This window comes from Streptomyces sp. NPDC032822 (assembly GCF_055578825.1).
The window spans coordinates 1-23,387 of sequence record NZ_JBVIOL010000021.1 but is presented as its reverse complement, the minus strand read 5'-3'; the positions used below and the strand labels follow the sequence as shown (position 1 = coordinate 23,387).

General features: G+C 68.7%; 19 protein-coding genes and 2 pseudogenes. 9 read left to right on the top strand and 12 right to left on the bottom strand.

The annotated features are described in order from the left end of the window. The first annotated feature begins 233 nt into the window (after window positions 1-233). The 4 genes from ACZ5VD_RS37240 (at window position 234) to ACZ5VD_RS37225 (ending at window position 3,904) form a co-directional block, all read left to right on the top strand. Window positions 234-1,364, top strand: coding sequence for an alpha/beta hydrolase (locus ACZ5VD_RS37240; RefSeq protein ID WP_468554738.1), 1,131 nt, complete (start codon window positions 234-236; stop codon window positions 1,362-1,364). A 112-nt stretch (window positions 1,365-1,476) separates the two neighbouring features. Continuing rightward, on the top strand, window positions 1,477-1,965 hold the full coding sequence (locus ACZ5VD_RS37235; RefSeq protein ID WP_468554737.1) for a hypothetical protein: 489 nt from the start codon (window positions 1,477-1,479) through the stop codon (window positions 1,963-1,965). Between the two features lie 232 nt (window positions 1,966-2,197). Next, the gene (locus ACZ5VD_RS37230; RefSeq protein WP_468554736.1) at window positions 2,198-2,896 is read left to right on the top strand and encodes an SDR family oxidoreductase; all 699 of its coding nucleotides are present in this window, start codon (window positions 2,198-2,200) and stop codon (window positions 2,894-2,896) included. A gap of 249 nt (window positions 2,897-3,145) precedes the next feature. Beyond that, window positions 3,146-3,904 (top strand): SDR family NAD(P)-dependent oxidoreductase, encoded by a 759-nt coding sequence (locus ACZ5VD_RS37225; RefSeq protein ID WP_468684934.1) that lies wholly within the window; start codon window positions 3,146-3,148, stop codon window positions 3,902-3,904. Between the two features lie 550 nt (window positions 3,905-4,454). Here the strand turns inward: ACZ5VD_RS37225 and ACZ5VD_RS37220 are convergent. From ACZ5VD_RS37220 to ACZ5VD_RS37180, 9 genes are all read right to left on the bottom strand, one after another. Next, window positions 4,455-5,726: a ferric reductase gene (locus ACZ5VD_RS37220; protein WP_468684932.1), complete on the bottom strand. Its 1,272-nt coding sequence runs from the start codon at window positions 5,724-5,726 to the stop codon at window positions 4,455-4,457. Continuing rightward, a complete protein-coding gene (locus tag ACZ5VD_RS37215; protein WP_468684931.1) occupies window positions 5,726-6,406 on the bottom strand; it encodes a flavodoxin in 681 nt (226 codons plus the stop codon). The genes ACZ5VD_RS37220 and ACZ5VD_RS37215 overlap by 1 nt, the downstream gene beginning before the upstream one ends. Then, a complete protein-coding gene (locus ACZ5VD_RS37210) occupies window positions 6,403-7,452 on the bottom strand; it encodes an XdhC family protein (RefSeq protein WP_468684930.1) in 1,050 nt (349 codons plus the stop codon). The genes ACZ5VD_RS37215 and ACZ5VD_RS37210 overlap by 4 nt, the downstream gene beginning before the upstream one ends. Before the next feature lie 187 nt (window positions 7,453-7,639). Beyond that, complete coding sequence (locus ACZ5VD_RS37205) at window positions 7,640-9,835, bottom strand: xanthine dehydrogenase family protein molybdopterin-binding subunit (RefSeq protein WP_468684928.1); 2,196 nt, start codon at window positions 9,833-9,835, stop codon at window positions 7,640-7,642. Next, a complete protein-coding gene (locus ACZ5VD_RS37200; RefSeq protein WP_468684926.1) occupies window positions 9,832-10,812 on the bottom strand; it encodes an FAD binding domain-containing protein in 981 nt (326 codons plus the stop codon). Before ACZ5VD_RS37200 ends, ACZ5VD_RS37205 begins: the two co-directional genes overlap by 4 nt. Window positions 10,813-10,824: 12 nt before the next feature. Beyond that, window positions 10,825-11,472: a (2Fe-2S)-binding protein gene (locus ACZ5VD_RS37195; RefSeq protein WP_468684924.1), complete on the bottom strand. Its 648-nt coding sequence runs from the start codon at window positions 11,470-11,472 to the stop codon at window positions 10,825-10,827. Between the two features lie 527 nt (window positions 11,473-11,999). Continuing rightward, window positions 12,000-13,136, bottom strand: coding sequence for an XdhC family protein (locus ACZ5VD_RS37190; RefSeq protein WP_468684922.1), 1,137 nt, complete (start codon window positions 13,134-13,136; stop codon window positions 12,000-12,002). A 272-nt stretch (window positions 13,137-13,408) separates the two neighbouring features. Continuing rightward, entirely contained in the window at window positions 13,409-14,431 is a 1,023-nt protein-coding gene (locus ACZ5VD_RS37185) for a zinc-dependent alcohol dehydrogenase family protein (RefSeq protein ID WP_468554727.1), read from the bottom strand. A 94-nt stretch (window positions 14,432-14,525) separates the two neighbouring features. Next, window positions 14,526-15,758: an MFS transporter gene (locus ACZ5VD_RS37180; protein WP_468554726.1), complete on the bottom strand. Its 1,233-nt coding sequence runs from the start codon at window positions 15,756-15,758 to the stop codon at window positions 14,526-14,528. Window positions 15,759-15,894: 136 nt separating this feature from the next. On the opposite strand from ACZ5VD_RS37180, the gene ACZ5VD_RS37175 reads away from it, so the two are divergent. The 3 genes and pseudogenes from ACZ5VD_RS37175 to ACZ5VD_RS37165 all read left to right on the top strand — a co-directional run bounded on the left by ACZ5VD_RS37175 (window position 15,895) and on the right by ACZ5VD_RS37165 (window position 19,161). Further along, a complete protein-coding gene (locus ACZ5VD_RS37175; protein ID WP_468684921.1) occupies window positions 15,895-16,794 on the top strand; it encodes a helix-turn-helix domain-containing protein in 900 nt (299 codons plus the stop codon). Window positions 16,795-17,192: 398 nt separating this feature from the next. After that, window positions 17,193-17,763, top strand: a pseudogene (locus ACZ5VD_RS37170) (transposase); the annotation flags it as partial. A 249-nt stretch (window positions 17,764-18,012) separates the two neighbouring features. Further along, window positions 18,013-19,161 (top strand): alpha/beta hydrolase fold domain-containing protein, encoded by a 1,149-nt coding sequence (locus ACZ5VD_RS37165; protein ID WP_468684982.1) that lies wholly within the window; start codon window positions 18,013-18,015, stop codon window positions 19,159-19,161. Between the two features lie 300 nt (window positions 19,162-19,461). Here ACZ5VD_RS37165 and ACZ5VD_RS37160 read toward each other — a convergent pair whose 3' ends face one another. Next, window positions 19,462-20,031 carry a TetR/AcrR family transcriptional regulator gene (locus ACZ5VD_RS37160; protein ID WP_468554724.1) on the bottom strand — a complete coding sequence of 190 codons (570 nt, stop codon included), beginning with the start codon at window positions 20,029-20,031 and terminating at the stop codon, window positions 19,462-19,464. An 84-nt stretch (window positions 20,032-20,115) separates the two neighbouring features. Between ACZ5VD_RS37160 and ACZ5VD_RS37155 the strand changes: the two genes are divergently transcribed. Continuing rightward, complete coding sequence (locus ACZ5VD_RS37155; protein ID WP_468684919.1) at window positions 20,116-21,039, top strand: SDR family NAD(P)-dependent oxidoreductase; 924 nt, start codon at window positions 20,116-20,118, stop codon at window positions 21,037-21,039. Between the two features lie 497 nt (window positions 21,040-21,536). Here the strand turns inward: ACZ5VD_RS37155 and ACZ5VD_RS37150 are convergent, their stop codons facing one another. Further along, window positions 21,537-21,902 carry a VOC family protein gene (locus ACZ5VD_RS37150; protein ID WP_468554722.1) on the bottom strand — a complete coding sequence of 122 codons (366 nt, stop codon included), beginning with the start codon at window positions 21,900-21,902 and terminating at the stop codon, window positions 21,537-21,539. Between the two features lie 92 nt (window positions 21,903-21,994). Between ACZ5VD_RS37150 and ACZ5VD_RS37145 the strand changes: the two genes are divergently transcribed. After that, on the top strand, window positions 21,995-22,960 hold the full coding sequence (locus ACZ5VD_RS37145) for a helix-turn-helix transcriptional regulator (RefSeq protein ID WP_468684918.1): 966 nt from the start codon (window positions 21,995-21,997) through the stop codon (window positions 22,958-22,960). 85 nt (window positions 22,961-23,045) lie between these two features. On the opposite strand, the pseudogene ACZ5VD_RS37140 reads toward ACZ5VD_RS37145, so the two are convergent. After that, a pseudogene (locus tag ACZ5VD_RS37140) lies at window positions 23,046-23,387 on the bottom strand (hypothetical protein); the annotation flags it as partial.

Genomic DNA, 23,387 nt, shown 5'->3' with positions numbered 1-23,387 from the left:
CCTGCACCAATTGGGCCGCCCTCGGACATGGCGGCGGCCTGGCCGAGGCGTCGGTGTGCTGCGCCTTCCACGCTACGACACACACTCCACGGCGTGGGGGGTCGAGCTTGTACCCCCTATAGATGCGACCTGCCACGCCTGGCGCAGAAGCGGTTTCCTGAAATCGCGCCTCGGACACGACATCACCGACCGTCGCGCCCTTTCCTCCACCGATCGAGTATGAGGTCGCCTCCATGGAACGTCGCAAAGCGCTCGGACTGATCGCCGCTACCGGTGCCGCCACCGCCGCCACCTCCGTCGCAGCTGTGCCCTCCTTCGGGGCGGAGACGAGCCGCGCCGCGGGCGTTACAGGACAGGTCAAGGCCACGGGCAAGGGCGGCTACACCTTCGCGCTGGACAAGAACGTCAAGCGGTCCTCGGTGCGGTTCAAGAACCGCTACGGCATCGAGGTCGCCGGGGACCTCTACGTGCCGAGGAACGCAAGGGGCAAGCTGCCCGCGCTGGTGGTCAGCGGCCCGATCGGCGCGGTCAAGGAGCAGTCCTCGGGGCTCTACGCCAACGAGTTCGCCCGCCGCGGCTACGTGGCTCTTGCCTTCGACCCCTCCTTCTCCGGGGAGAGCGGCGGCACGGTGCGCGACGTGGCCTCGCCAGACATCTACACCGAGGACTACAGCGCCGCCGTTGACTTCCTCGGCCTGCAGAAGATCGTCGACCGCAAGCGGATCGGCGCGCAGGCCGTCTGCGGCTTGAGTGCTATGGCGCTCACGGCGGCGGCTGCAGACAGCCGTATCAAGGCGGTCGCCACGGCCTCGATGTATGACATGTCGCGCAGCATGTCCCGCGGCCACAAGGACTACTACACACGTGAGCAGCGCCAGAAGGTCGTGGACCACCTCAGCCGGCAGCGCTGGATCGACGCCGAGAACGGCACCTTTGCGCGACTCTCACACGAGGTCCCCTTCGACGACAACGGCAACGTCGCCCCCACAAACCGCGTCCTTCCCGAGACCCTCCCGGCAGACGCCGACCCGATCACGGCGATCTTCTTCGACTACTACCGCACCGAGCGCGGCTACCACCCGCGCTCGATCAACTCCACCACCGCATTCACCGGCACCACGCCGATGTCATTCTTCGCTTTCCAGCTGGCGACGAACATCGACATGCTGGCACCCCGCAAGGCTCTGCTGGTGGCAGGCGCCGACGCGCACTCCCGTTACTACTCCGAGGACATCCAGGCCAAGGCACCCGACAGCATCGACCTCGTAATCGTCCCAGGCGCGGACCACGTCGACCTGTACGACCGCAAAGACCTCATCCCCTTCGACAGGTTCGACGAGTTCTTCACCAAGAACCTCGGCTGACCGAAAGCGCCCCCGACTGGCCGGCACCACCACCGGCCTGCCGGATGAGCCCCCACGGCGGAAGCGGCCCCTCGGAAACGGATACAGGGCCCCTGCCCATCGACCGGCCCAGGTGGAAGCGGTCGCGGGATCCCTCTCGGTGGTCCGGGCCTTCGCACCCCAGATCGTGGCGGGCGGCGGTGGCGCGATCCTGAACATCCTCTCGGGCATGTCCTGGTTCAGCTTCCCGGAGGTCGGCGCCTACTGGACCAAAGACGCCGCCGCCACCGGGCAGCTCATCGCGATGGTCCTGGCCTCACTCACCACCCTCGGATTCACCTCCATCGCCGCCCGGTTCTCCCGCGCGAACATACGGATGGTCCTCGTCGCAGCCGGGACCGTTGCCCTACTCGCCGCGGTCCTCGCGAGTGCGCCGGTCTTCCTTCTGACCGGGACCTTTCTGGCGCTGTTCGCCGCGACCTCGGCCAACGCCACCCAGGTCATCGCGGCCGCCGCCTCCGTGCCCGAACAGGACAAGCCGACAGCGATCGGGCTGTTCACCCTCCTCTACCTCCTCGGCGGCGCGATCGGCCCCGCACTCGCCTCCGCACTGGTGCTCTGAACACAAACGGCAGCCGACATTGCGCGACACGCAAGCGCGGTGACTCGCGCGGCGTTACGAGCGGTTCCGATCACCTCGAAGCCCGACACGACGAGGGCGCGGGCCGCCTCTTTGTCTTGCGGTCACCGGACCTATGAACTTACGGTCGTACTTTAATTGCTTGAGGGAGCCCATCAGCGGGCGCAGCCGATGCGCCGCCACAGCGCTCTTCCCACATCGCGAGGAGCTTTTCATGGACCTCTCCACCAGCACCGCCCTCGTCACCGGAGCCAACCGGGGCCTGGGCCGGGCCCTCGCCACCGAGTTGCTCAGCCGCGGCGCCACGGTCTACGCCGGCGCCCGCAACCCCGACCAAGTCGACCTGCCCGGCGCCAAGCCGATCGCGATCGACATCACCGACCCCGCCTCCGTCGCGGCCGCCGCCCAGGCCACCGGCGACGTGACCGTCCTGATCAACAACGCAGGGTCCTCCACCGGGGCCGATCTACTGGCCACCGGCCTGAACGACATCCATCTGGAGATGGACACCCACTACTTCGGCACCCTCTCGGTGGTCCGGGCCTTCGCACCCCAGATCGTGGCGGGCGGCGGTGGCGCGATCCTGAACATCCTCTCGGGCCTGTCCTGGTTCAGCTTCCCGGAGGCCGGCGCCTACTGCGCCGCCAAGTCCGCGCAATGGTCACTCACCAACACCCTGCGCCTCCAACTCGCCGACCAGGGCATCCGCGTCGCCGGCCTGCACGTCGGCTACATGGACACCGACATGGCCCGGGCCGTCGACGCGCCCAAGTCCGACCCCGCCGACATCGCCCGCATCGCCATCGACGGCATCGCCGCCGGCGCCTACGAGATCCTCGCGGACGACGCCGCCCACCAGGCACAGGCCGCACTGTCGGGCGGCGTCTCGACGCTCTACCCCCAGCTTCCCTGAAAATCAGCAGCCGGGAAGCCACCCAGTCCACTGAGCACCAGAACCCACGGCACAGACCGAGGGCGTGCACTCAAAGCAGGCCGGGCTCGCGGGTGGCGTGGTGACACCGCTACAAAATTTCCCCACCGTCCTCTTCGCCGTCCTGCCCACGCTCCCCAGCGACGCCTCGCCCCCTGGCAGCCCTCGCCGTCACGGCCCCTCTCCTGAAACACCGCACCAAGTAGTCCATCACTCAAGGGAGTCACCGAAATGAACCGCTTCACCGGTAAGACCGTCCTCGTCACCGGCGCAGGCTCCGGCCTCGGCCGCGCGATCGCGATCGCCTTCGCCGCCGAGGGCGCATCCGTAGTCGCCGCGGGACGCACCGCGACGTCCCTGGAGGAGACGGTCGGCCTCATCGAGGCCGCTCACGGCACGGCCGCCGCCGTCACCGCCGATGTCACCGACTCCGGCCAGCTCCAGAACCTCGTACGTGAGAGCGTCACCCGCTTCGGTGGACTGGACATCGCGGTCAACAACGCCGGGATACTCCGCGGCACCGTACCCGTCGGCGAGGTGAGCGAGGAGGACTGGGAGGCGGTGCTGCGGACGAATGTCACCGGCGTCTGGCTGGCCATGAAGCACGAGATCGCCCACATGAAGGAGAACGGCGGCGGCGCCATCATCAACATCTCCTCGATCCTGGGCGCCCACCTGCGGATCCCGAACGGCGCCGCGTACATCACCTCCAAGGCAGCGGTCTCCGCACTGACCCGCGCCGCCGCTCTCGACCACATCCACCAGGGCATCCGCATCAACGCGGTCAGCCCTGGCGCCTCCGCCGCTCCCATGTCGCTGTTGCCCGGCGAGACCGAGGCCGACCGTGCCGAGCGGGTTAAGACAGACAACCCGCTCGGCCGGGTCGCGGAGGCCGAAGAAGTGGCGGCCGCTGTGCTCTACCTCGCCTCGCCTGCGGCCGGCGCGGTAGTAGGCACCGACCTGGTCATCGACAGCGGATCCTCGGCCTGACGGCCCGTAGGCTTCAGCGACACCGTTCCCTGGCACCCGGCCGTCCGACACCGGAGCTGAGGCCGCCGTCTTCCGCGCGGATCTGAGGGACGCCCGCTCTCTGGGCGACGTGGTCAGACAGATCGCGCTTGCGGTACGCCCTCCAATAATGCTTGCCGACGTCGCGTGCATCGGCCTCGCCACCGACGTGCCGGAAACCACGACCGGCTGCCCGCTGGCGTTGGTCTTGCCGCGTCTTTTTACCCGAGGAGTCGAACGGGGCGAACGGGCGCAGGCGAGATAGGTCGCCGCCGGTGTCCTTCTTGCAGATGGCGACACCGCCGGTCTCGGCCGCATTACGCGGGCGGGTTCGGTGGACTCGCACGCCTGGTCTCGCGCCTCCCCTAGCAGAGCATCCCCGCGGCGGCATTCACCGCCGACAGCATGAACCGGCACGGCGGCGGTGGCTGCGCCGCCGATCGTTGAGTGCGTGACCACGGCCAAGATCTTGATCCTGCGCGCCACGTCAGCGAACATTCCATGTCACCCGCCGAGTTGGCATGAGCCGGAACTACATCGTGAGTCGCTCGTGGTGGGTGCGGCCTCTTGATACCCCGATGCGGCGCAGCGTGCGCTGAGTGGCCAGCACGGCTGGGTTGGGCCCGACGACGAAGAATGCCCCACGCGCGACCTCCTCCTCGGACAGGGCACGGGCCAGATCGTCTCGGGTGAACCGGCCGGTCCGGACAGTTACGGTGAGGCGACCGCCGCTGAGGTTTTCGTACTCCTTCAGAAGGGTGTCGTAGTAGGCGTCCTCGGGACGGCGAACCGACCAGAGCAGGTGGATGCGCCGATCCCCTCCATGGGCTGAGATCAGACCTAGCAGCGGTGCGACACCTGCGCCCATACCCACGAGCACGAGCGGTGCACCGACAGGGTGTTGCCGGACAGTCTGGTCGAACTGTCCGAACGGCCCTTCCAGGCGTACTGGTGTTCCGGGCGCGACGCCGCCGGCCTTGCGGGTGTAGTCGCCGGTCTGCCGGATCGTGAACGTCAGGGTGTCGTGACGGTCGTCGGTCGCGGAGAAGGGATGCCATTCCCGGCCGATGCCCGGGTCCTCGAACCGGAGGAAGTAGAAGTCGCCGGGCCGTGACGTCGTCGACGTACGGTCGAGTGTGACCGCCAGCCTGCGGGTCGCCCGGTTCAGTGCGACGTTGTCCTGCACTCTTCCCGTGAGGTAGCTGTCTGGTGCGATCCACTTCTTCCAGACGTAGATACCGAGCACCGCCACCGTGTGAAGGTCGAAGAGGACCATGAACGCGAAGTGCTGGGCCACCCGGTCGATCAGGTGAACGTGCAGCCAGATCAGGAGGACGGCGGCCAGGTTGAGCCGATGTATCCAGACCGAGAGCTGGTGCCGGAAGACGAGTTCGAGCCGGCTCTTCACCTTCAGCAGGAGAGGCGACCTGTCGGTCAGCCATCCGCTCATGAACAGGAGCGAATAGCACAGCACCGCGAACGCCGCCCAGAACGCCCAGTCACCGAGGTCCCTGGCCCAGGTGCTCGGGGCGAAGGTGTTTTCACGGTGCAGATATGCCGGGATGAGGGCGAGGATGCCGAGCACAGCGTGCAGCGCGTAGATGTGCCGCAGCCCTACGGCCCGGTCCAGCCAGGACGGGCGCACACTGAGCAGGATCGCCAGCAGCCACCAGCAGTACGCGACCAGCCCCAGGGATATGTAGAGCCGCATGCTCGTCACGTCCGTGAGCTGGGCGTTCAGCGTGAACACGAGGGGCAGCGGGAACACCGCGACAAGGCCCCACAGCAGTAGCGTCCTGGCCATCAGAACCCCAGTCCTTCCAGCCAGGAGTTGACCTGGGTCCGGGTGCCGTCAGGATCGCGGTAGACCTGTTGGCCCTGCCGGGCGTAGCCGTCCAGGACGTCTGCCTGGGGGTAGTAGCGCCCGAGGATTTCAAGTGAGTTGCCGAACTGCGAGCCTTCGTGGGTGACGAAGGGCACGATCCTGGCACCGTTCAGATCGTGATCCCGCATGAAGGTCTGCATCGCCATCGGCTGTTCGCCCCACCAGATCGGGAAGCCCAGGAAGACTGTGCCGTATTGGTCGGTGTCGGGTGTACCGGGCTTGATGGGACGGTAGAGGCGCTCACTCGCCTCCCGTTGCGCCATCCTGTCGGTCTCGTCGTAGTCGGCCGGGTACGGATCGGCCGGGACAACCTCGTATCTGTCCCCGCCGACCCGGTCGTGGATGAATCCGGCGACCTGGGCGGTGTTGCCGACTTCGAGGTTGAGGTCGGGGAAGTTCCTGCCGGTCTTGGAATAGAAGACGACCAGGGTCTTGTCGCCCCGCCTTGGTGGTGTCCCCCCGGCGTTGACCGGGGAGATGCCCGGCCAGCCGGGGCCGGACGCGTTCTGCCAGTCCACGGCCAGGAGCCCCGCTGCGGCAGCGGAGCCAGCGGTGATCAGTCCCAGCAGTTTGCGGCGGCTGACGCCGTGCGGATTCATCGCCGACCCCCTCGACGACACCGACGTACTGCGTCCCCTGGGGTGGGGCCGTCGATGGCCTCGCCGCCGCGGTAGGGCCAGAGGTTCGAGCCGCAGACGGAGGCAGCTGAGAGCCGGATGATGGCATCGGTCGGGGCGGTGATCTCTTCCATGCGTACGTCGCCGGGGGCGTGCAGCACTGCAGCGCGCACGGGGCTGCTCCTTTGCGCTTTCGGGTCGGCCACCGAGGCGGCCGGGACGGTTCCTCGCCATGTCCAGGACCCGGCCCGGTGGACGCGGTGGGGGCGCCGGTGGTCGGCCGTCATCTCACCCGCGTGCCCGAGCGTCCGTTTTGATCGGCACTCTGGGTGCGGTCTTGACGGGTGATAGTTCAGGCGTTCTCGGCCGCGCGTCGACCGCGCCGGCTGAGCGCGATGGCGAAGTCGACCGCGCCGAAGACCAGCATGCGCGGGTGCGACGCGTGGACGGTCAGCGGTTCGGGGCATCCGCCCCCCACTGCCACCGGCCATGACGCGGGCGCTGCGGCCCCCCCGCAGCAGGGCCCGGCCCTCCTCCGCCACCAGCCGGTCCGCCGATCCGTCGCCCAGGGTGCCGTAGGTCATGCTGCCGCCGGCGAGGACGCTCATGGTGGAGCCGAGGACGTCGTCCGGGCCGTCGACGACCTGGGCCACGGCCGCGGGCCGACCGTCCACAACCTCGCCCAGAGCTGCCGCGAGGTGGGGTCCGTCGGACCAGTCGACGCGCTGGACGAACACGTCGAGCTCGCCGCCGCAGGTCAGCCCGACAGCAAAGGCGTCATCGTCGGAGTACTCGAACCAGGACCGCTGCGCGGCGCCCCCGACGCGCAGCACCTGTCGGCACAGCTCGTACACGGCGCCCTCGACGCAGCCACCGGAGATGATGCCGACCGCGTTGCCCTCCGCGTCCACCGCGACCGACGTACCCGTGGGCAGGGGTGCGCTGCCCCGAACGTCGACGACGGTGGCCAGGACGAAGAAACGAGCTTCGCGGCACCAACGGTTCAGCGTCTCCGCGATGTTCAGCATGGGTGGCTTTCTCCGTGTGGGTCGAGGGGATCGGAGCGACAGGCGGGCCACTGCCGCGCCCGACGATGCGGGTACGCGACGGCAGCCTCCGGAGGAAGTCCGACAGCCGGACGGGGGGCCGCCAGCCGGACGAGCATGGAGCGCCTGGGCGACCGGGCCCCTCCTCAGTGGCCTGGGGCGCTCCGGTTCAGAGCAACGCCTCGGCGGTGATGGGTAGTTCGCGGATTCGTCGTCCGGTGGCATTGAAGACGGCGTTGGCGATGGCGGACGCTACCCCGACCTGGACGATCTCTCCGACTCCCTTGACGCCGAGCGGGTCGGCCTGCATGTCCTCGCCCTCCAGGTAGATCGCCTTGATCTCAGGGATGTCGGCATTGACCGGGACCAGGTAGCCGGCGAGGTCGGCGTTGACGATCCGGCCGTCACGGTGGTCGGTGACCGTGTGCTCAAGGAGCGCCTGCCCGATGCCGCCGACCATGCCGCCCAGTGCCTGGCTGTCGGCGAGCTTGGGGCTGACGATGCGGCCGCAGTCGTACACGCCGAGCATCCGCCGCACCCGCACCAGGCCCAGCGTCGCGTCCACCCCGACCTCGGTGAAGACCGCGCCGTAGGAGTAATACGAGTGCCGCTCGGGATCCTGTGGCCCGGACCACGAGCCGTCGGCTTCGAGGTGGGTGAGGTTGTTGCGGGCCAGCAGCCGCTGGTAGGTCTCGCCGCGGGCCGGATTGCCCTGCACGTGCAGGCGCCCGCCGCGCACGACGATGTCCTCGGCCTTGGCGCCGTACAGGGGTGATGCCTCGTCCTCGACGGCCAGTTTGATCGCTTGTCGGCGGATCTTGTTGCAGGCATCGAGGTTGGCGGAGCCGACGCACATCATGGTCATCGACCCGCCGTGCGGCGGCGTCTGCGGATACAAGGAGTCGCCGAGCCGGAAGGTCACCGCGCGCATGGTCAGCCCGAGGGCGTCGGCGGCAACCTGGGTCTGGGAGGTGTAGGTGCCCGGGCCCATGTCGCTGGCGGCGGCCTCGACCACCGCGGTGCCGTCCGCGTTCAGGCGGGCCCGTGCGTGCGCCTCCATGTTGTTGGGGTCGTACACGGCCGCGGCCATGCCCAGACCGATCAGCCAGTCGCCGTCACGCCTCGCGCGGGGTTTCGGGTTGTGCCGGTGCCAGCCGAACTCGCGGGCGCCGACGGTGTAGCACTCGCGCAGCCGGCGGGTGGACCAGGGCAGGTTGTTCGACTCGTCCTCGGCCGGTTCGTTGCGCAGGCGCAGTTCGATCGGGTCGATGCGGAGGCGGTGCGCGAGTTCGTCCATGGCCGACTCGATGGCGAAGGAGGCGTTCGCGAAGCCCGGACCGCGCATCCAGATCGGGCTGTTCACATCCAGGGGCACCTTGCGGTACGCCTGGCTGACGTTCGGTGTGCTGTAGAACATCTGGCCGGCGAGCATGATGGCCTCTTCGAACGTCTCGTACGACGAGGTCTCCGCGTCTATCTCGTGGACCGTGGCCTTCAGGCGGCCCCGCCGGTCGCTGCCCAGGCTCAGCCGGTACTCGTAGGAGGGCCTGAAGCCGGTGCCGAAGTACATCTGTTTGCGGGTCAGGACCACCTTGACCGGACGTTTCATCTCGCGGGCGGCCAGCGCGGCGACGACCGTGTGGGGCCAGCAGCGCAGTCCGCTGCCGAAGGCGCCGCCGACGAAGGGGTTGATGACCCGCACGGAGTCCAGCGGCACATCGAACACCGTGGAGAGTTCCGTCTGGGTGCCCACCACCCACTGGGTCTTGTCCCATACGGTGAGCTTGTTCCCGTCCCAGCGGGCGATGGTGGCGTGGGTCTCCATCGGGTTGTGATGGTTGCGTGCCATGCGGTAGGTCAGGTCCATCCGTACCGCCGCCTCGCGCAGGCCGGCCTCGGCGTCACCGCGCGCATACTCGGTCGGCTCGCCCGCCTTGGCCTCGGCCAGGTCGGTCGAGGGCTGCTCGGCTTCATAGCGGACCTTCACCAGGCTCGCGCCGTGCTGCGCTGCCTCCAGCGTGGTGGCCACCACGACGGCGACCGGCTGGCCGTGGAAGAGGACCTTGTCGTCCTGGAAAACCCGCAGCCGGCGGCCGGGAAGGTTGTTCGAACCGGGATTGTCGCGGTACGGCAGCTTCGGCGCGTTGCCGTGGTGAATCACGCGCAGCACGCCCGGATGGGCTTCGGCATCACGGGTGTCGACGCCGGTGATACGGCCGCGTCCGATGCTCGCGTCGACGATGACCGCGTGCACCGCCCCGTCGACGTCGAACTCGGCGGCGTACTGCGCCTTGCCGGTGACCTTCAGCCGCCCGTCCACCCGGGACAGCGGCGCACCCACGGCTGCCTGGGGCTGGGGGCTCACTTGGTACCTCCTACGATGCGCAGCTGACGTTCGACGGTCCGCTTGAGCAGCGCGACCTTGAACCGGTTGTGGTCAAGGGGACGTGCCCCGTCGGCGGCTCGCTCGGCGGCGGCTGCCCACAACGACTCCGAGGGACGCTCACCGACCAGGTGCCTCTCGACGGCGGGCAGCTTCCACGGCACCGTGCCCACGCCCCCGGCGGCGACCTTCGCCTCCCGGATCACCCCGCTGCGGATGTGCAGCGCCACGGCGGCGGAGGTGAGGGCGAACTCGTACGACTGCCGGTCACGCACCTTCAGGTAGCCGGACTTCAACGGGCGCGGCAGGGCGGGAACCTCCACCGCTGTGATCAACTCACCTTGTCTCAGGTTCTGTTCGCGGTTGGGAGTACTGCCGGGCTTGAGGAGGAAGTCGGCGAAAGGCACCTTGCGTTCCCCGTCCGGGCCCAGCAGGTGCACGCTCGCCTCCAGCGCCGCGAACGCCACCGCCACGTCGGAGGGGTGGGTGGCCACGCAGGAGTCGGACGTGCCGAGGACGGCGTGGGTGCGGTTGTAGCCGTGCAGAGCGGCGCAACCCGAGCCGGGCTCGCGCTTGTTGCAGGCGGCGCTCACGTCACGGAAGTACGTGCAGCGGGTGCGCTGCATGATGTTGCCACCGATGGTCGCCATGTTCCGCAGCTGGGCCGACGCGCTCAGCTCCAGCGCCTCGGAGACGACGGGGAAGAGGGAGCGCACTTTGGGGTGGGCGGCGCTCTCGGCCATGCTCACCAGGGCGCCGATGCGCAAGCCTCCGCGCTCGGTGACGCTGACCTCACGCAGTGGCAGGTCGCTGATGTCGACCAGGGTTTCGGGCCGCTCGACGGTCTCGCGCATCAGGTCGACGAGGGTGGTGCCGCCGGCGATGTAACGGCCGCCCGCGCGACCGGCATTGAGGGCCTCACGGGTGTCGGCGGCCTTCGTGAAGGAGAAGGGATGCATGTCAGCGGCTCCTTACTTCCGGGCGGCGGTCTGCTCAACCGCGCGCACGATCTTCACGTAGCAGCCACAGCGGCAGATGTTGCCGCTCATCCACTCCCGGATCTCCTCCGGGGAGCCGGTGTGGCCCTCCTTGATGCAGCCCACCCCGGACATGATCTGGCCGGGCGTGCAGTAGCCGCACTGGAAGGCGTCCTCGTCGATGAACGCCTGCTGCAGCGGGTGGAGTTCGTCAGCGTCGGCCAGGCCCTCGATCGTGGTGACCTCGGCACCCTCCAGCCGGACGACCAGCGTCAGACAGGAGTTGACCCGACGGCCGTCGACCAAAACCGTGCACGCCCCACAAGCTCCGGCGTTGCACCCCTTCTTCGAGCCGGTCAGGCCGAACTGTTCGCGCAGTAGATCCAGTAGCGAGGTGCGGTTGTCCACGGTCACGGCCCGCCGGGCGCCGTTGACCGTGAGGGAGACGCGACTCTCAGGTGGGGCCTCGGCGGCGGCCACCTCGTCGTCGACGAGCAGCAGGCCTCCGGTCACACCGCCCGCAACGACGGCACCACCGACCGCGGTGGTGGTGGCGATGAAGGTACGCCGGGTGGGGGCCGAGGAGGGCTCGTCGACTCCGGTGGGGGGAGGAACGGAGGACTGAGGGAGTTCAGTGGACATACGTACGCCTTCACATCACGGACGGATCAGCCGCGCACAGGGCGCCGCGGCAGGTCAAGCGGGAAGTCGTGCAGTACGGGATACGGGACGTGATCGAGCTGTGGTGCTTCAGGAAACCGGCTCAGCCGCGCATGAGGAAGGTCGTGTCTATAGGGGGCACAAACTCAACCCCCCTTCTGAGCAGGCTCACGACTACCGTCTGGGGCCATGAACCCCTGGCCCTCGGCGGCAGGCCGACAACCACTCGGAGATGGCACCGCGTACTGGCGTAGCAGGCGCGACGCGGCCGACCTTGCGGGTGAAGTCGCGGTGCCACTCGTGCCCAATACAGGCGGCTTAGAAGCGGAGGAAGTAGTAGTCGCCGGGGCGTGCGGCCGTCGCTGGCCGGTAGAGCGCCACGGACAGCCGACAAGTCACCTCGTTCAGGACGGTGTGGTCATACACGTGACCCGTGAGGTGGCTCTCCGGTGCGACCCACTTCAACCGCCGCGTGGGGCGCCGCCCTCGGTGAGCACGCAATGCCCGGCTCACTTCATGGCTGCTCGTTCTCTCACGGCCGGCCGGTGGATCGGGCCGCTGGTCACAGACAGAGGCAGCCCAGTGCCCAGGTTGGTGTCGGCGATGATCTCCGCTGTGATGGACACGGCGGTCTCCTGCGGGGTGCGGGCGCCCAGGTCGAGACCGATGGGGGATCGCAGCCGGGCCAGTTGGTCCTCGGTGAGGCCGGCCTGCCGTAGCAGGTGCAGGCGTTCATGGTGGGTGCGCCGTGAGCCCATCGCACCGATGTAGGCGGCAGGCGTGCCGAGGGCCAGGCGCAGTAGGGGGATGTCGAACTTGGCGTCGTGGGTGAGGACGCAGATGGCGGTGCGTTCGTCCACCTCGGTGTGTTCCAGGTAGCGGTGAGGCCAGTCGGTCACGACCTCGTCCGCGTGCGGGAAGCGGGCCGTGGTGGCGAAGACGGGACGGGCATCGCACACGGTGATGCGGTAGCCGAGGAAGGCCCCGGCCTGGCTGAGGGCGGCGGCGAAGTCGACGGCTCCGAAGATCAGCATGCGCGGGCGGGCGGTGTGGACGTGCACCAGCACGGACAGCGGTCCGGGACAGTCGTCTCCCCCGCCGCCGGCCTCCGCGCGTCCGGTGCGCCCCATACGCAGCAGGGCACGGGCCTGGTCCGCCACCGCCCGGTATACCGGTCCGTTGTCCATGGTCCCGTGAGCGACGTGGTCATCGCCGAGGATGCTGAGAGTCGCGCCGAGGAGATGGTCAGGGCCGTCCAAGATCTGGGCCACGGCGGCCGGTCGGCCCTCGGTGACCTCGGCGAAGGCGGCGGTCAGGTGGGGCTGCCGTGTGGGGTCGATCCGCTGGACGAGGACATTGAGTTCACCGCCGCAGGTCAGGCCCACGGCGAAGGCATCGTCATCGGAGTAGCCGAACCAGGCGCGTTGTGGGGCGCCCCGGTCGTGGAGCACCTGTTGGCACAGCTCGTACACCGCGCCTTCGACGCAACCCCCGGAGATGCTGCCGACCGCGTTGCCTTCTTCGTCGACCGCGACCGACGTGCCGATGGGCAGAGGTGCGCTGCCGGTGACGTCGACGACGGTCGCCAGGGCGAAGGGACGGGCCGTGCGGCACCAGCGGTGCAGTACGGCTGCGATGTTGAGCATGGACTGCCTCCGGCGTGTGCTTCTTCGTACGGTGGGGCGGGCCGCCGCCGCACCCTCCGGGGAGTGGGAAGCGGCGGCGGCCCTGGATGGCCCGGCAGCCGGACGGGGGGGGGCGGCGGCCAGGCCGGCCTGGACGGTCCTTGACGGCTCCGAGGTCAGAGCAACACGCCGGCGCGCAATGGGGGTGAAAGAGCGGCTGAGGAGACGAGTTCCTCGGCCAGCGCTGTCTGCTGCGATGGTGTGGAGGGGCGGACAAGGGCGCGAAATGCGGGTCAGAAGGTGAGGATCACCTTGGTGGCGCGCCGCTCGTCCATCGCCTTGTAGCCCTCGGGGGCCTGCTCCAGCGGCAGGGTGAGGTCGAAGACCTTTCCGGGGTCGATTGTGCGGTCCCAGATGAGCTGGATCAGGTCCGGCAGGAAGCGGCGCACGGGGGCCGGGCCGCCGAGGGTGTGGATACCGGCGAAGAACAGCTCGATGCCGGGGATCTTCACGTCGTAGTTGACGCCCACATAGCCCAGGTGCCCACCACCGCGCGTGGCGCCGACGGCCTGCATGAAGGACTCCTGCGTGCCGACCGCCTCGACCACCGAGTGCGCGCCGAGGCCGCCCGTGAGTTCCTTGATCTTCGCGACGCCCTCCTCGCCGCGCTCCTCGACGATGTCGGTGGCGCCGTAGTAGCGGGCCAGCTTCTGCCGCTCGGGGTGACGCGACATCGCGATGATGCGTTCCGCACCCAGCTGCTTGGCTGCGAGGACGGCCATCAGGCCGACCGCGCCGTCGCCGACGACCGCGACGGTCTTGCCGGGCCCGGCATCGGCGGCGACGGCGGCGTACCAGCCGGTGCCGAGCACGTCGGAGGCGGCCAGCAGGGAAGGAATCAGCTCGGGATCGGGCTGCCCCGGAGTGGTGACGAGGGTGCCGTCGGCGTGCGGGATGCGGGCCTTCTCGGCCTGGGTGCCGATCGTCTGCGCGACGAACTCGGCGTGCACGCACTTGGACTGGAAGCCGGCCTGGCAGATCTCGCAGGTGTTGTCGGAGATGACGAACGACCCGACGACGAAGTCGCCCACCTTGACGTTCTTGACCTCGGAGCCGATCTCCTCCACGACTCCCACGTACTCGTGGCCCATGACCTGGTGATCGGCGGGCTCGATGCCGCGGTACGGCCACAGGTCCGAGCCGCAGATACAGGTCGCGGTCAGCTTCACGATGGCATCGGTCGGCTCGACGATCTTCGGATCCTCGCGCTCCTCCACCCGGACGTCACCGGCCGTGTACATCACTACTCCACGCATGGTGGTACTCCTTGCTCTGTTGTGCTGGCGCCTACGGCGCCGGTTCGTGTTGCGGAAGGCACGGCAGTGCCGCGACCTGCTGGGTTGGTGGGACTCATGTCGCCAAGCGCCGGTGCTGGATGAGTGCGATGGCGATCGTGGGGAGCAGGGTCAATGCGGCAATGACGGTGCCGATGACGGCGGGGCCCGTGGTGCCCAAGGAGGATTCGAGGGCGAGTCCGGCGATCCAGGAACCGATGGCGGTGCCGAGGTTGAACGCCGACACAGTGAGTGCTGACCCAAGGGTGGGCGCCTTCCCTGCGAAGCGCACGCCCAAGGAGATGAGGACCGGGTTGGCGCCCAGCCCGAAGAGTCCCAGCAGGGCGATCAGTGCGACCGTGGGCACGGCGTGGGTGGACAGCAGGCAGACGGCCAGCAGCAGGGCCGTGGTCACCGCGGGGGCCACGATCGTCGTCGCGTGCGGACGGCGGTCCCCGAGGCGGCCTCCCACGAGGAATCCCGCCAGGGCACCGACGCCGAAGCCGACCAGCACCAGCGGCACGAGGCTGACGGCCAGACCCGCCCGGTCGGTCAGCAGCGGTGAGATGTAGGTGTACGTCGACAGCACGCCGCCGGTGGTGGTCGTGCAGGCCGCGAGTGCCAGCCACAGGCGTCCCGAGCGCAGAGCGGACAGCTCGGAGCGCACGGAGATCGTCTGGCCGCCGTCGGTGTCGTGCGGAACCTGGCGAGCGATGAGTGCCATGGCGGCCGCTCCGAAAACGGCCAGGGCCCAGAACGGCCCCCGCCAGCCCATGAGCTGTCCGGCGAAGGCGCCCAGCGGCACACCGACGACGTTGGCGAGCATCGCGCCGGCCCCCACGACGCCCAGGGCGCGGGAGCTCGCGGCGGGACCGGCGGCGCGGGTGGCCACCACGTTGGCCACCGCCCAGAATGCCCCGGTCGCCAGCGCCGTCAGGAACCGTGCGGCCAGCAGCAGCGTGAAGCTGGAGCCGAGCGCGACAATGACGTGCCCGACCGCGAAGACACCCAGTGCGAGGATCAGCGTCAGCCGCTGGGGCAGCCGCAGGGTCAGCATCGCCATCAGCGGCGCGCCGACGATCATCCCGATCGCGAAGACGGTGATCATCAGTCCGGCCCGGGCCACACTGACCTGCACATCACCCGCGATCTCCGGCAGCAGGCCAGCCACCACGAACTCGGTCGTGCCCATCAGGAACGTGCCCAGGGCCAGCACGTACACGACGAGCGGAAGCCGGGCAGGCGGACGCCCGCGGTCACCGGCGCTTACATCGGCAGGGGCGTGGAGGGCTCCTCCTCGCGTGGTCATGCATCATCTCCGGAGCGATCGAGATCGGGGGGCGCATGCCACGAAACCGCTCCTGCCGCCCGCGCGGGAGGCTGCGTTTATAGGGGGTACAAGCTCAACCCCCCATGTCCCGGTCGCGGGCCGTAGCGTGGGAAGCATGGAAAGCCGCTCCGACAACCGCGCCGACATCCGTGACTTCCTCGCCCGCCGGCGCGCCCAGCTCACGCCCGAGCAGGTCGGCCTGCCCACCAGCGGCCGGCGCCGCGTGCCTGGGCTGCGCCGCGAGGAGGTCGCCGTCCTCGCCGGGGTGAGCACCGAGTGGTACACGCGGCTGGAGAAGGGCCACATCAGCGGCGTGTCCGAGGACGTCCTCGACGCGGTGGCGCGCACCCTGCAGCTGAGCGAGGACGAACGCATCTACCTGTTCGACCTGGCCAAAGCCGCCCATCCCAGCCCCGCACCCCGGCGCCGCCGCAAGGCCGTCGACGTCCCGCCCCACGTCCAGTGGCTCCTCGACTCCATGACGCTGTCCGCGGCGTTCGTCACCAACGGCCGCCTCGACATCGTGGCCACCAACGCACTCGCCCGCGCCCTGTTCGCGCCGATGTTCGACAGCCGCACCACCGGCGAGCGCAGCCTCCCCAACTTCGCCCGGTACTACTTCCTCGACGACGCCGCCCACGACTTCGTCGACGACTGGGACCGCGCCGCCAACACCACCGTCGCACTGCTGCGCGCAGAAGCCGGCCGCTATCCCCACGACAAGGCACTGCGCCAACTCGTCGGCGAGCTGTCCACCATCAGCACCGAATTCCGCACCCGGTGGGCCGCCCACAACGTGCGCATCCACCACGGCGGCGTCAAACACTTCCACCATCCCGACGCCGGCCCCTTGGAACTCACCTACCAGCCGCTTGACCTGCCCATCTCCGCTCACGAGGCACACTCCCTGACCATCTACACCGCCCAGCCGGGCACCCCGGACGAAGAACGACTCAAACTCCTCGCCAGTTGGACGGCCTCCCCCGGCCCCTCAGGCTCGCTGCGCCGGCGGTAGCGAGCCGGGCGAGCTCAACAGTTGCGGTGCAGGAGATCCGAGATGAGGCGACGTCCGCAGGCCGGCGAGGTTGCGGTCGGCAGCTTGTGCTCGCCGAACCTGGCAAACGACTCAAAAGACGCAGCAAAGCCGTGGGTGACAGGGAACTGCGCAGCAGTTTCATCGACAACCCGCACATCCCGGCGTTTTCATTCGTAGGCTCCAGTGCCACCGCACAGACGGCACAGACGGCCTTTGGGGATGGTGTCCCGCGGAGTGGTGCAACGGATCTTGGCTGGGAAGTGCGCCGTTTCCGTGTCCTCGCGTGCATCGACTGCCGGTGAACACTCCCTGAGAACAGGCATGCCACCGTGCGACTGCCCTTGGTGGACTGCCAGTTCGGTCCAAGGAGGTGCCCGGTGGCCTTGTCGCAGCATGACCTGCTTCGCCTGCTTGAGTCACTACGTTCGGCAGACGGGTCTTGACCTCGTCCGCGAGGTCGCTGAACGGCGGCTGCAGGAACTGATCGAGGCCGAGGCCACCGCCCGGATCGGTGCGGAGTGGGACGAGAGGTCCGACACCCGCACCACGTGGCGCAACGGGCACCGGGAGAAGACCGTGACCACGCACGCCGGCGACCTGGAGCTCGCGATCCCGAAACTGCGGGCCGGCAGTTTCTTCCCGAGCCTGCTCGAGCGTCGGCGCCGGATCGGCCAGGCCCTCTACGCGGCCGTCATGGAGACATACGTCCACGGCGTCTCCACGCGCTCGGTCGACGACCTGGTCAAACCCCTCGGCTCGGACACCGGCATACCGAAGAGCAAGGTCTCCCGGATCTGCGCGCACCTCGACGAACAACTCGACGCGTTCCGCACCCGCCCGCTGGATCACATCCGCTTCCCCTATGTCTATCTCGATGCCACCTACGTCAAGGCGCGCGTGAACCACCAGATCGTCTCCCAGGCCGTCGTCATCACCACCGGCGTAAGTGGGGGATGCGGCGGAGGTGGTCGCCCTCGCCCGACCGGTGGCCCGCCATTTGGCGGGGCTATCGGCGACGGTTCCAGCCACCTGCCGGTAGCCCTGCGGGCACCGGCACCCGAGAGTTGGCGTCACCCGCTCCCCGTCGTCGTTCCCGAAGGGGAGAACAGATGGCAGACCAGACAGCAGCAGACTTTTTCGGTGCCACGACCATCCGGCCCCCCGTTGGACCCGGAGCTCGCGCCCGTCGAGGAGGCAATGCGCGCTGCTTTTCCGACCGTGTCGGACGAGACCCTCCCAGAAAACCGACGGCTGCCGGCCGACGGGTCCGCCGGACTGGAACCGGAGGATCTGACAGCGGGCGGCAGCGTGCGCGTGGAAGAGCGCCGGGTACCCGGGCCGGAGGGCGCGCCGGACATCACTCTGCTGATTCTCAGTCCCGTCGAGGACCGAGGCCCCAAGGGAGCCATCTTTCACATCCACGGCGGCGGGATGGTGTCGGGGAACCGCCGGACGGGCGTGAGCTTTTTCCTCCCCTACGTGATCGACGGGAGCGCGGTCGTCGTGTCGGTCGAGTACCGGCTGGCTCCCGAGCACCGCGACCCCGCGCCGGTCGAGGACTGCTACGCGGGGCTGGTGTGGACGGCGAAGAGCGCGGCCGAGCTCGGTATCGACCCCGAGCGGCTCCTGATCGTCGGCGCCAGTGCAGGCGGCGGTCTCGCGGCGGGGACCGCACTGCTCGCCCGCGACCGCGCCTTTCCCCAGCTCAGCCACCAGGTTCTGATCTGTCCCATGCTCGACGACCGCTTCGAGACGCACAGCAGTCGCATGGTGGACCGCGGAGGCGTATGGGACCGCCACAGCAACCTGTACGGGTGGGCCTGCCTGCTGGGCGAGCGGCGCGGCGGCCCGGACGTGTCGCAGTACGCCGCGCCGGCCCGCGCCGAGGACCTCAGCCGGCTGCCGCGCACCTACATCGCTCAGGAGCCGGCACACCTGCCGGACGCCCTGGAGCGTGCCCATCTCGCGCTTCGCCTGACCGACCGGGTGGACGGCCCCGGCCCGTCCCTGGTGGCGTACGACGATCTCGGAGCCCTCGCCGTCCTCGCCGACCGGACCACGCCGCAGGAGGCGGCCGGCATCGCCGCCGTGCGACGACTGGACCAAACCCTGAGCACCCATCCCTGGGTGATCGACACCCTCCAGGCAGTGCTCGACCATGCCGGCATGCGGCAAGCGGCGACCTGCCTCCACCTGCACCACTCGACACTCCAGGAGCGCCTGGTCGGGCTCGCCACCCAGCTCGGCTACGCGGTCATGAAGCCGGGCGGGCGTCAACGCGCCACCGTCGCCGTCGCTTTCTGGCGGACCGCTCACAGCGACGAACTCGCCGCCGACGGCGGCTGAGAGCTCCCACGCGCCCGCCCTCCAGGCAACCGCAGCACACGACCGAGGTCTGCGCTACGGCGGAGCGGATCCCCTCCGTCAGCAAGGGGCGGTCGTAGTCGTGCGTGATACGTGGCCTGCGCCGCCGAACTGCTCTGCGACCGGCACCCCGCGGACGCGGTGGCCTTCACGGTGGTCGAGACGGACCTGTCGACCACAGACCTCACGTACGGAGAGCTGCGCCGGCAGAAGCGTGGACAGGGCGGCACTCCGCTGCCTCCGAGTCGGTTGCGCACAGCGCTGTGCACTCCTACCGCACGGTCACCGGGCGGTGAGCCCGGTGAGCAGGAGGGCGAGCCATCGGGCGCGCGCGGTGGGTGGCTGGTCGGCGGGAAGGGTGGAGAGCATCAGGTACAGATCGTCGAGGGTGAAGTCGGCGCGTAGGCCGCCCTCGGCTTGTGCGGTGCGGATGAGTGGACCGAGGGCCTGGGTGACGCGGGTCTCCACGTCCTGCATGGCGGGGTGGGCTGCGTGGTCGGCGCCGAGCGCGGACGCGGCTGCTTTGACGGTGTGGTTGTGGGCGACGGTGTCCATCACGCGGCCGAGGAAGCCGGTGAGCTCCGCCATGGCGGGTGAACCCTGGCTCTCGCGTTGCAGGCACTCTTCGGCGTCATCGGCGAGTGTTTCGAACGAGGTGGCGACCACGGATGCGACCAGGTCGCTCTTGTTCGGGAAGTGCTTGTACAGGGTTCCGACCGCGACGCCCGCAGCAGCGGCTATCTGCTCCATCGACACCTCGGGCCCGTGCTCGGTGACCTGCTGATGCGCCGCGTTCATGATCCGTGTGCGGTTGCGGGCCGCGTCGGCGCGCAGCGGTCGGGGTGAGGTCATGGGGCCCTCCGGAACCATTTGACGAAAGATGAATGATGCTTCACTGTACATGGTGAAGCGTCATTCATCTTATGGAGGTTGATCATGGCCAGCACTACCGACCGGTGGACCGAACAGGACATCCCCGCCCAGGACGGCAGGGTCGCCGTCGTCACCGGCGCCAACAGCGGACTCGGACTGCAGACCGCGCGGGCCCTGGCCGAGCATGGCGCGCACGTCGTCCTCGCCGTGCGCAACCCCGACAAGGGCAGCCAGGCCCTTGCCCGCATCCGCGAGAGCGCCCCGGGCGCCAAGCTCAGCCTCCAGCGCCTGGACCTCGCCTCCCTCAAATCGGTACGCGCGGCCGCCGATGAGCTGCACACCGCACACCCGAAGATCGACCTGCTCATCAACAACGCGGGCGTGATGTACACGCCCCGGCAGAAGACCGAGGATGGGTTCGACATGCAGTTCGGGGTCAACCACCTCGGCCACTTCGCGCTCACCGGCCTGCTGCTGGACCTGATGCTGCCCGTGCCCGGCTCCCGGGTGGTCACCGTCAGCAGTTTCGGCCACCGCATCCGGGCCGGCATCCACTTCGACGACCTGCAGTTCGACCGCTCCTACAACCGGGTTGCCGCCTACGGGCAGGCCAAGCTGGCCAACCTGATGTTCACCTACGAGCTCCAGCGCCGCCTCGCCCCGCACCACACCACCATCGCCGCCGCCGCGCATCCCGGCGCATCGGATACCGAACTCAATCAGAACATGAGCGGCCTGGCGCGCAAGGGGGCCGAACTGTTCCAGCCTCTGCTGGCCCAGCCGGCCTCCATGGGAGCGCTGCCCAGCCTGAGGGCGGCCACCGATCCCGCCGTCACCGGAGGCCAGTTCTACGGCCCCAACGGCATGGGCGGAACCCGCGGATACCCCGAGGTGGTCGCCTCCAGCAAGAAGTCCCACGACACCGCCGTCCAGCAGCGCCTGTGGGCCGTGTCCGAGCAGCTCACCGACGTCACGTTCCCCGCCTGAGGCGTCCACCCGCGATCAGGCCGACCAAGATGAGAGGGTCGGCCTGCGCACAGTCCTCGCTCAGTGAGACCCGGCATATGTGCCGCGCCAGGGCGTCACCGTGCCACTCAACGGCACCCACTCTGCATACCAGCATCTCCGTGCCGGACCGACAGCAGCTGATGAGTTGAGAATTCGAACACCTCCCTCAACGGCACGGGTACCTCGCGCGTTGCGCCCTCGCCGCTGTCACCCCATCGGTGGCCACTCTGAAAACGCTCAGCAATTGTCAAGACTTGTGGATGGGCAGTCCGTCGGGTGAGCCGTCGGTCTTGCGATCCAGCAGTGTGACCGTGACACCGGGTACAATTTGACATTTGCCGGTGGGGTGAACCCGCGCCTTTAGCCAGCAGGCCCCTCGAAGCTCAGGGGCACAGTCGCGTGAGGCACTCGTCCTCTCGAAGTCAGACGACGGCCGGCGCGACACCTATTGTGCGCGCCTGCCGCATTGCCGCCTTTCAGTCCTTCGGCGCGACGCGGATACGGTTCCCGTCAGGATCGGCTGCGAGGAAGGTCAGCCCGAACCCCGCATCATGAGGCTCGCGCAGGATCGTGACCCCGTGGGACTTCCACTGCTCAAAGGTCGCGTTGACCTCGTCGGGTCCACCGCCGACGGCCAGGCACACCTCACTGGTGCGCGGGACGTCCGGTGACAGGTCCTCGAACTGGCCGGACCACAGACCGAGGTCAGCGCCCGGCCCGAGGTCGAAGGTGATGTAACCCGAAGTCTCGAACGAGGGGCTCATGCCGAGGAGGTCGCCGTAGAAACGAGCTGCGGCGGGAGCGTCGCTCACGTAGACGATGGACACGACGGATGTACTCATGGCTGGTCCTTCTCACAGGTGGTAGGTACGCATCCACCAGCCTGACCGGGATATGCGCCGCATCGTGTCGCAATTCCTGAAAAAATTGGTGTGTGACCCCAGACCGTTTCTTCTCCCTGATGCTGCTCCTCGAATCGAGGGATGCCGTGACCACGCAGGAACTCGCCTCAGCACTCGGGGTGTCCCTTCGAACCATCACCCGAGATCTGAACTGGCTCCGCGACGCCGGACTGCCGGTGACCGCACACCGGGGCCGCCTCGGTGGCGTGACCATGCCGCCCGGATCCGGACTCGGCCTCACGCGACTCACACCGGACGATCGTGATCATCTGTCGCTCACCGGGCTGGACGAGAAGCAACGTGTGGAGCTCAACGCATCGGTCGAAAGCCGGCGCGCGCTCTCCAAGATCGCCGCTCCACAGTCACGTCAAGGTCATGAGCTCCTGCCGCTCACCGACGTAGTGCACGTGGACAGCCGTCCCTGGCTCCAGGCACGCGCTTCCGGCACGGCTCCGGCTTCGCTGATCGGCCCGGTGCGGCGAGGCCGCCGGCTACGGATCGAGTACGACAGCCCACGCGAGTCACGCCCGGGCGAGCTGGTCGTGGATCCCTACGGGCTGTTCGCCAAGGCCGGCGTCTGGTACCTCGTCGCCGATTGTGCCCGCGTGCCGCGGATGTACCGACTCGAACGGATCACGACGTGGAAAGAAGTCGACCAGCCACGGCGGCTCCGCGAGAGCCAGACCCTGGCCACCGTTGCCGCAGCGCTCATCGATCAATGGGAGCACAACCATGCGATAGAGGTCAGCGCCACCATCGACCAGACCCAGATCGAGCGAGCGCAACGGATCTTTGGCCTACGACTCGCCCTGGACGACCCTGAAGAATCCGCCACCGGCCGCAAGGTGACGATCCGCTTCCTGCATCTGGAGGACGTGCGAGCACTCCTGCCGTTCGGGAGCGCCATCACTGTGCACGGACCCACCGAAGCCAGGGCTCACCTCCGCGACCTCGCCACCCATCTCGCCCACCACTATGCGCCGTCACCAACGTCCTGACCCGCAATACCCAAGGCGTGTGTCGGAAGTGCTCTTGTACTCCAGCCGTAGATCGTGATCTCGATGGTGAGTGGCGCCTCTCGGCCTACCCGAGATCACCGAGACGGAGGGCGTCCCTTGTCTCGCTGAGCTTCGCGGTTGTCGCCGGGGTCCGTTCCTTCGCCTGTTCGCCGAGACGGAGGGCGTCCTCAATCTCGCTGAGCTTCGCGGAGGGCAGGAGGCCCGCCCGCTCGATCAGGTCGTCCTGGGACACGGTGGTCAGCCACGTGCAGGGGGTAAAGCCCGGGCGCGGGAACGCGAACCGCAGCACGCCTTCAAAGGGCAGTCCTTCCGTGACTCCTCCCCCGGCTGAAGCCGGGGGCTTCTCGCTATGCCGGGTTGGCGTTGCGATGGACCAGCCCGGCCCGTAGAACGTTGATGGCGCCCA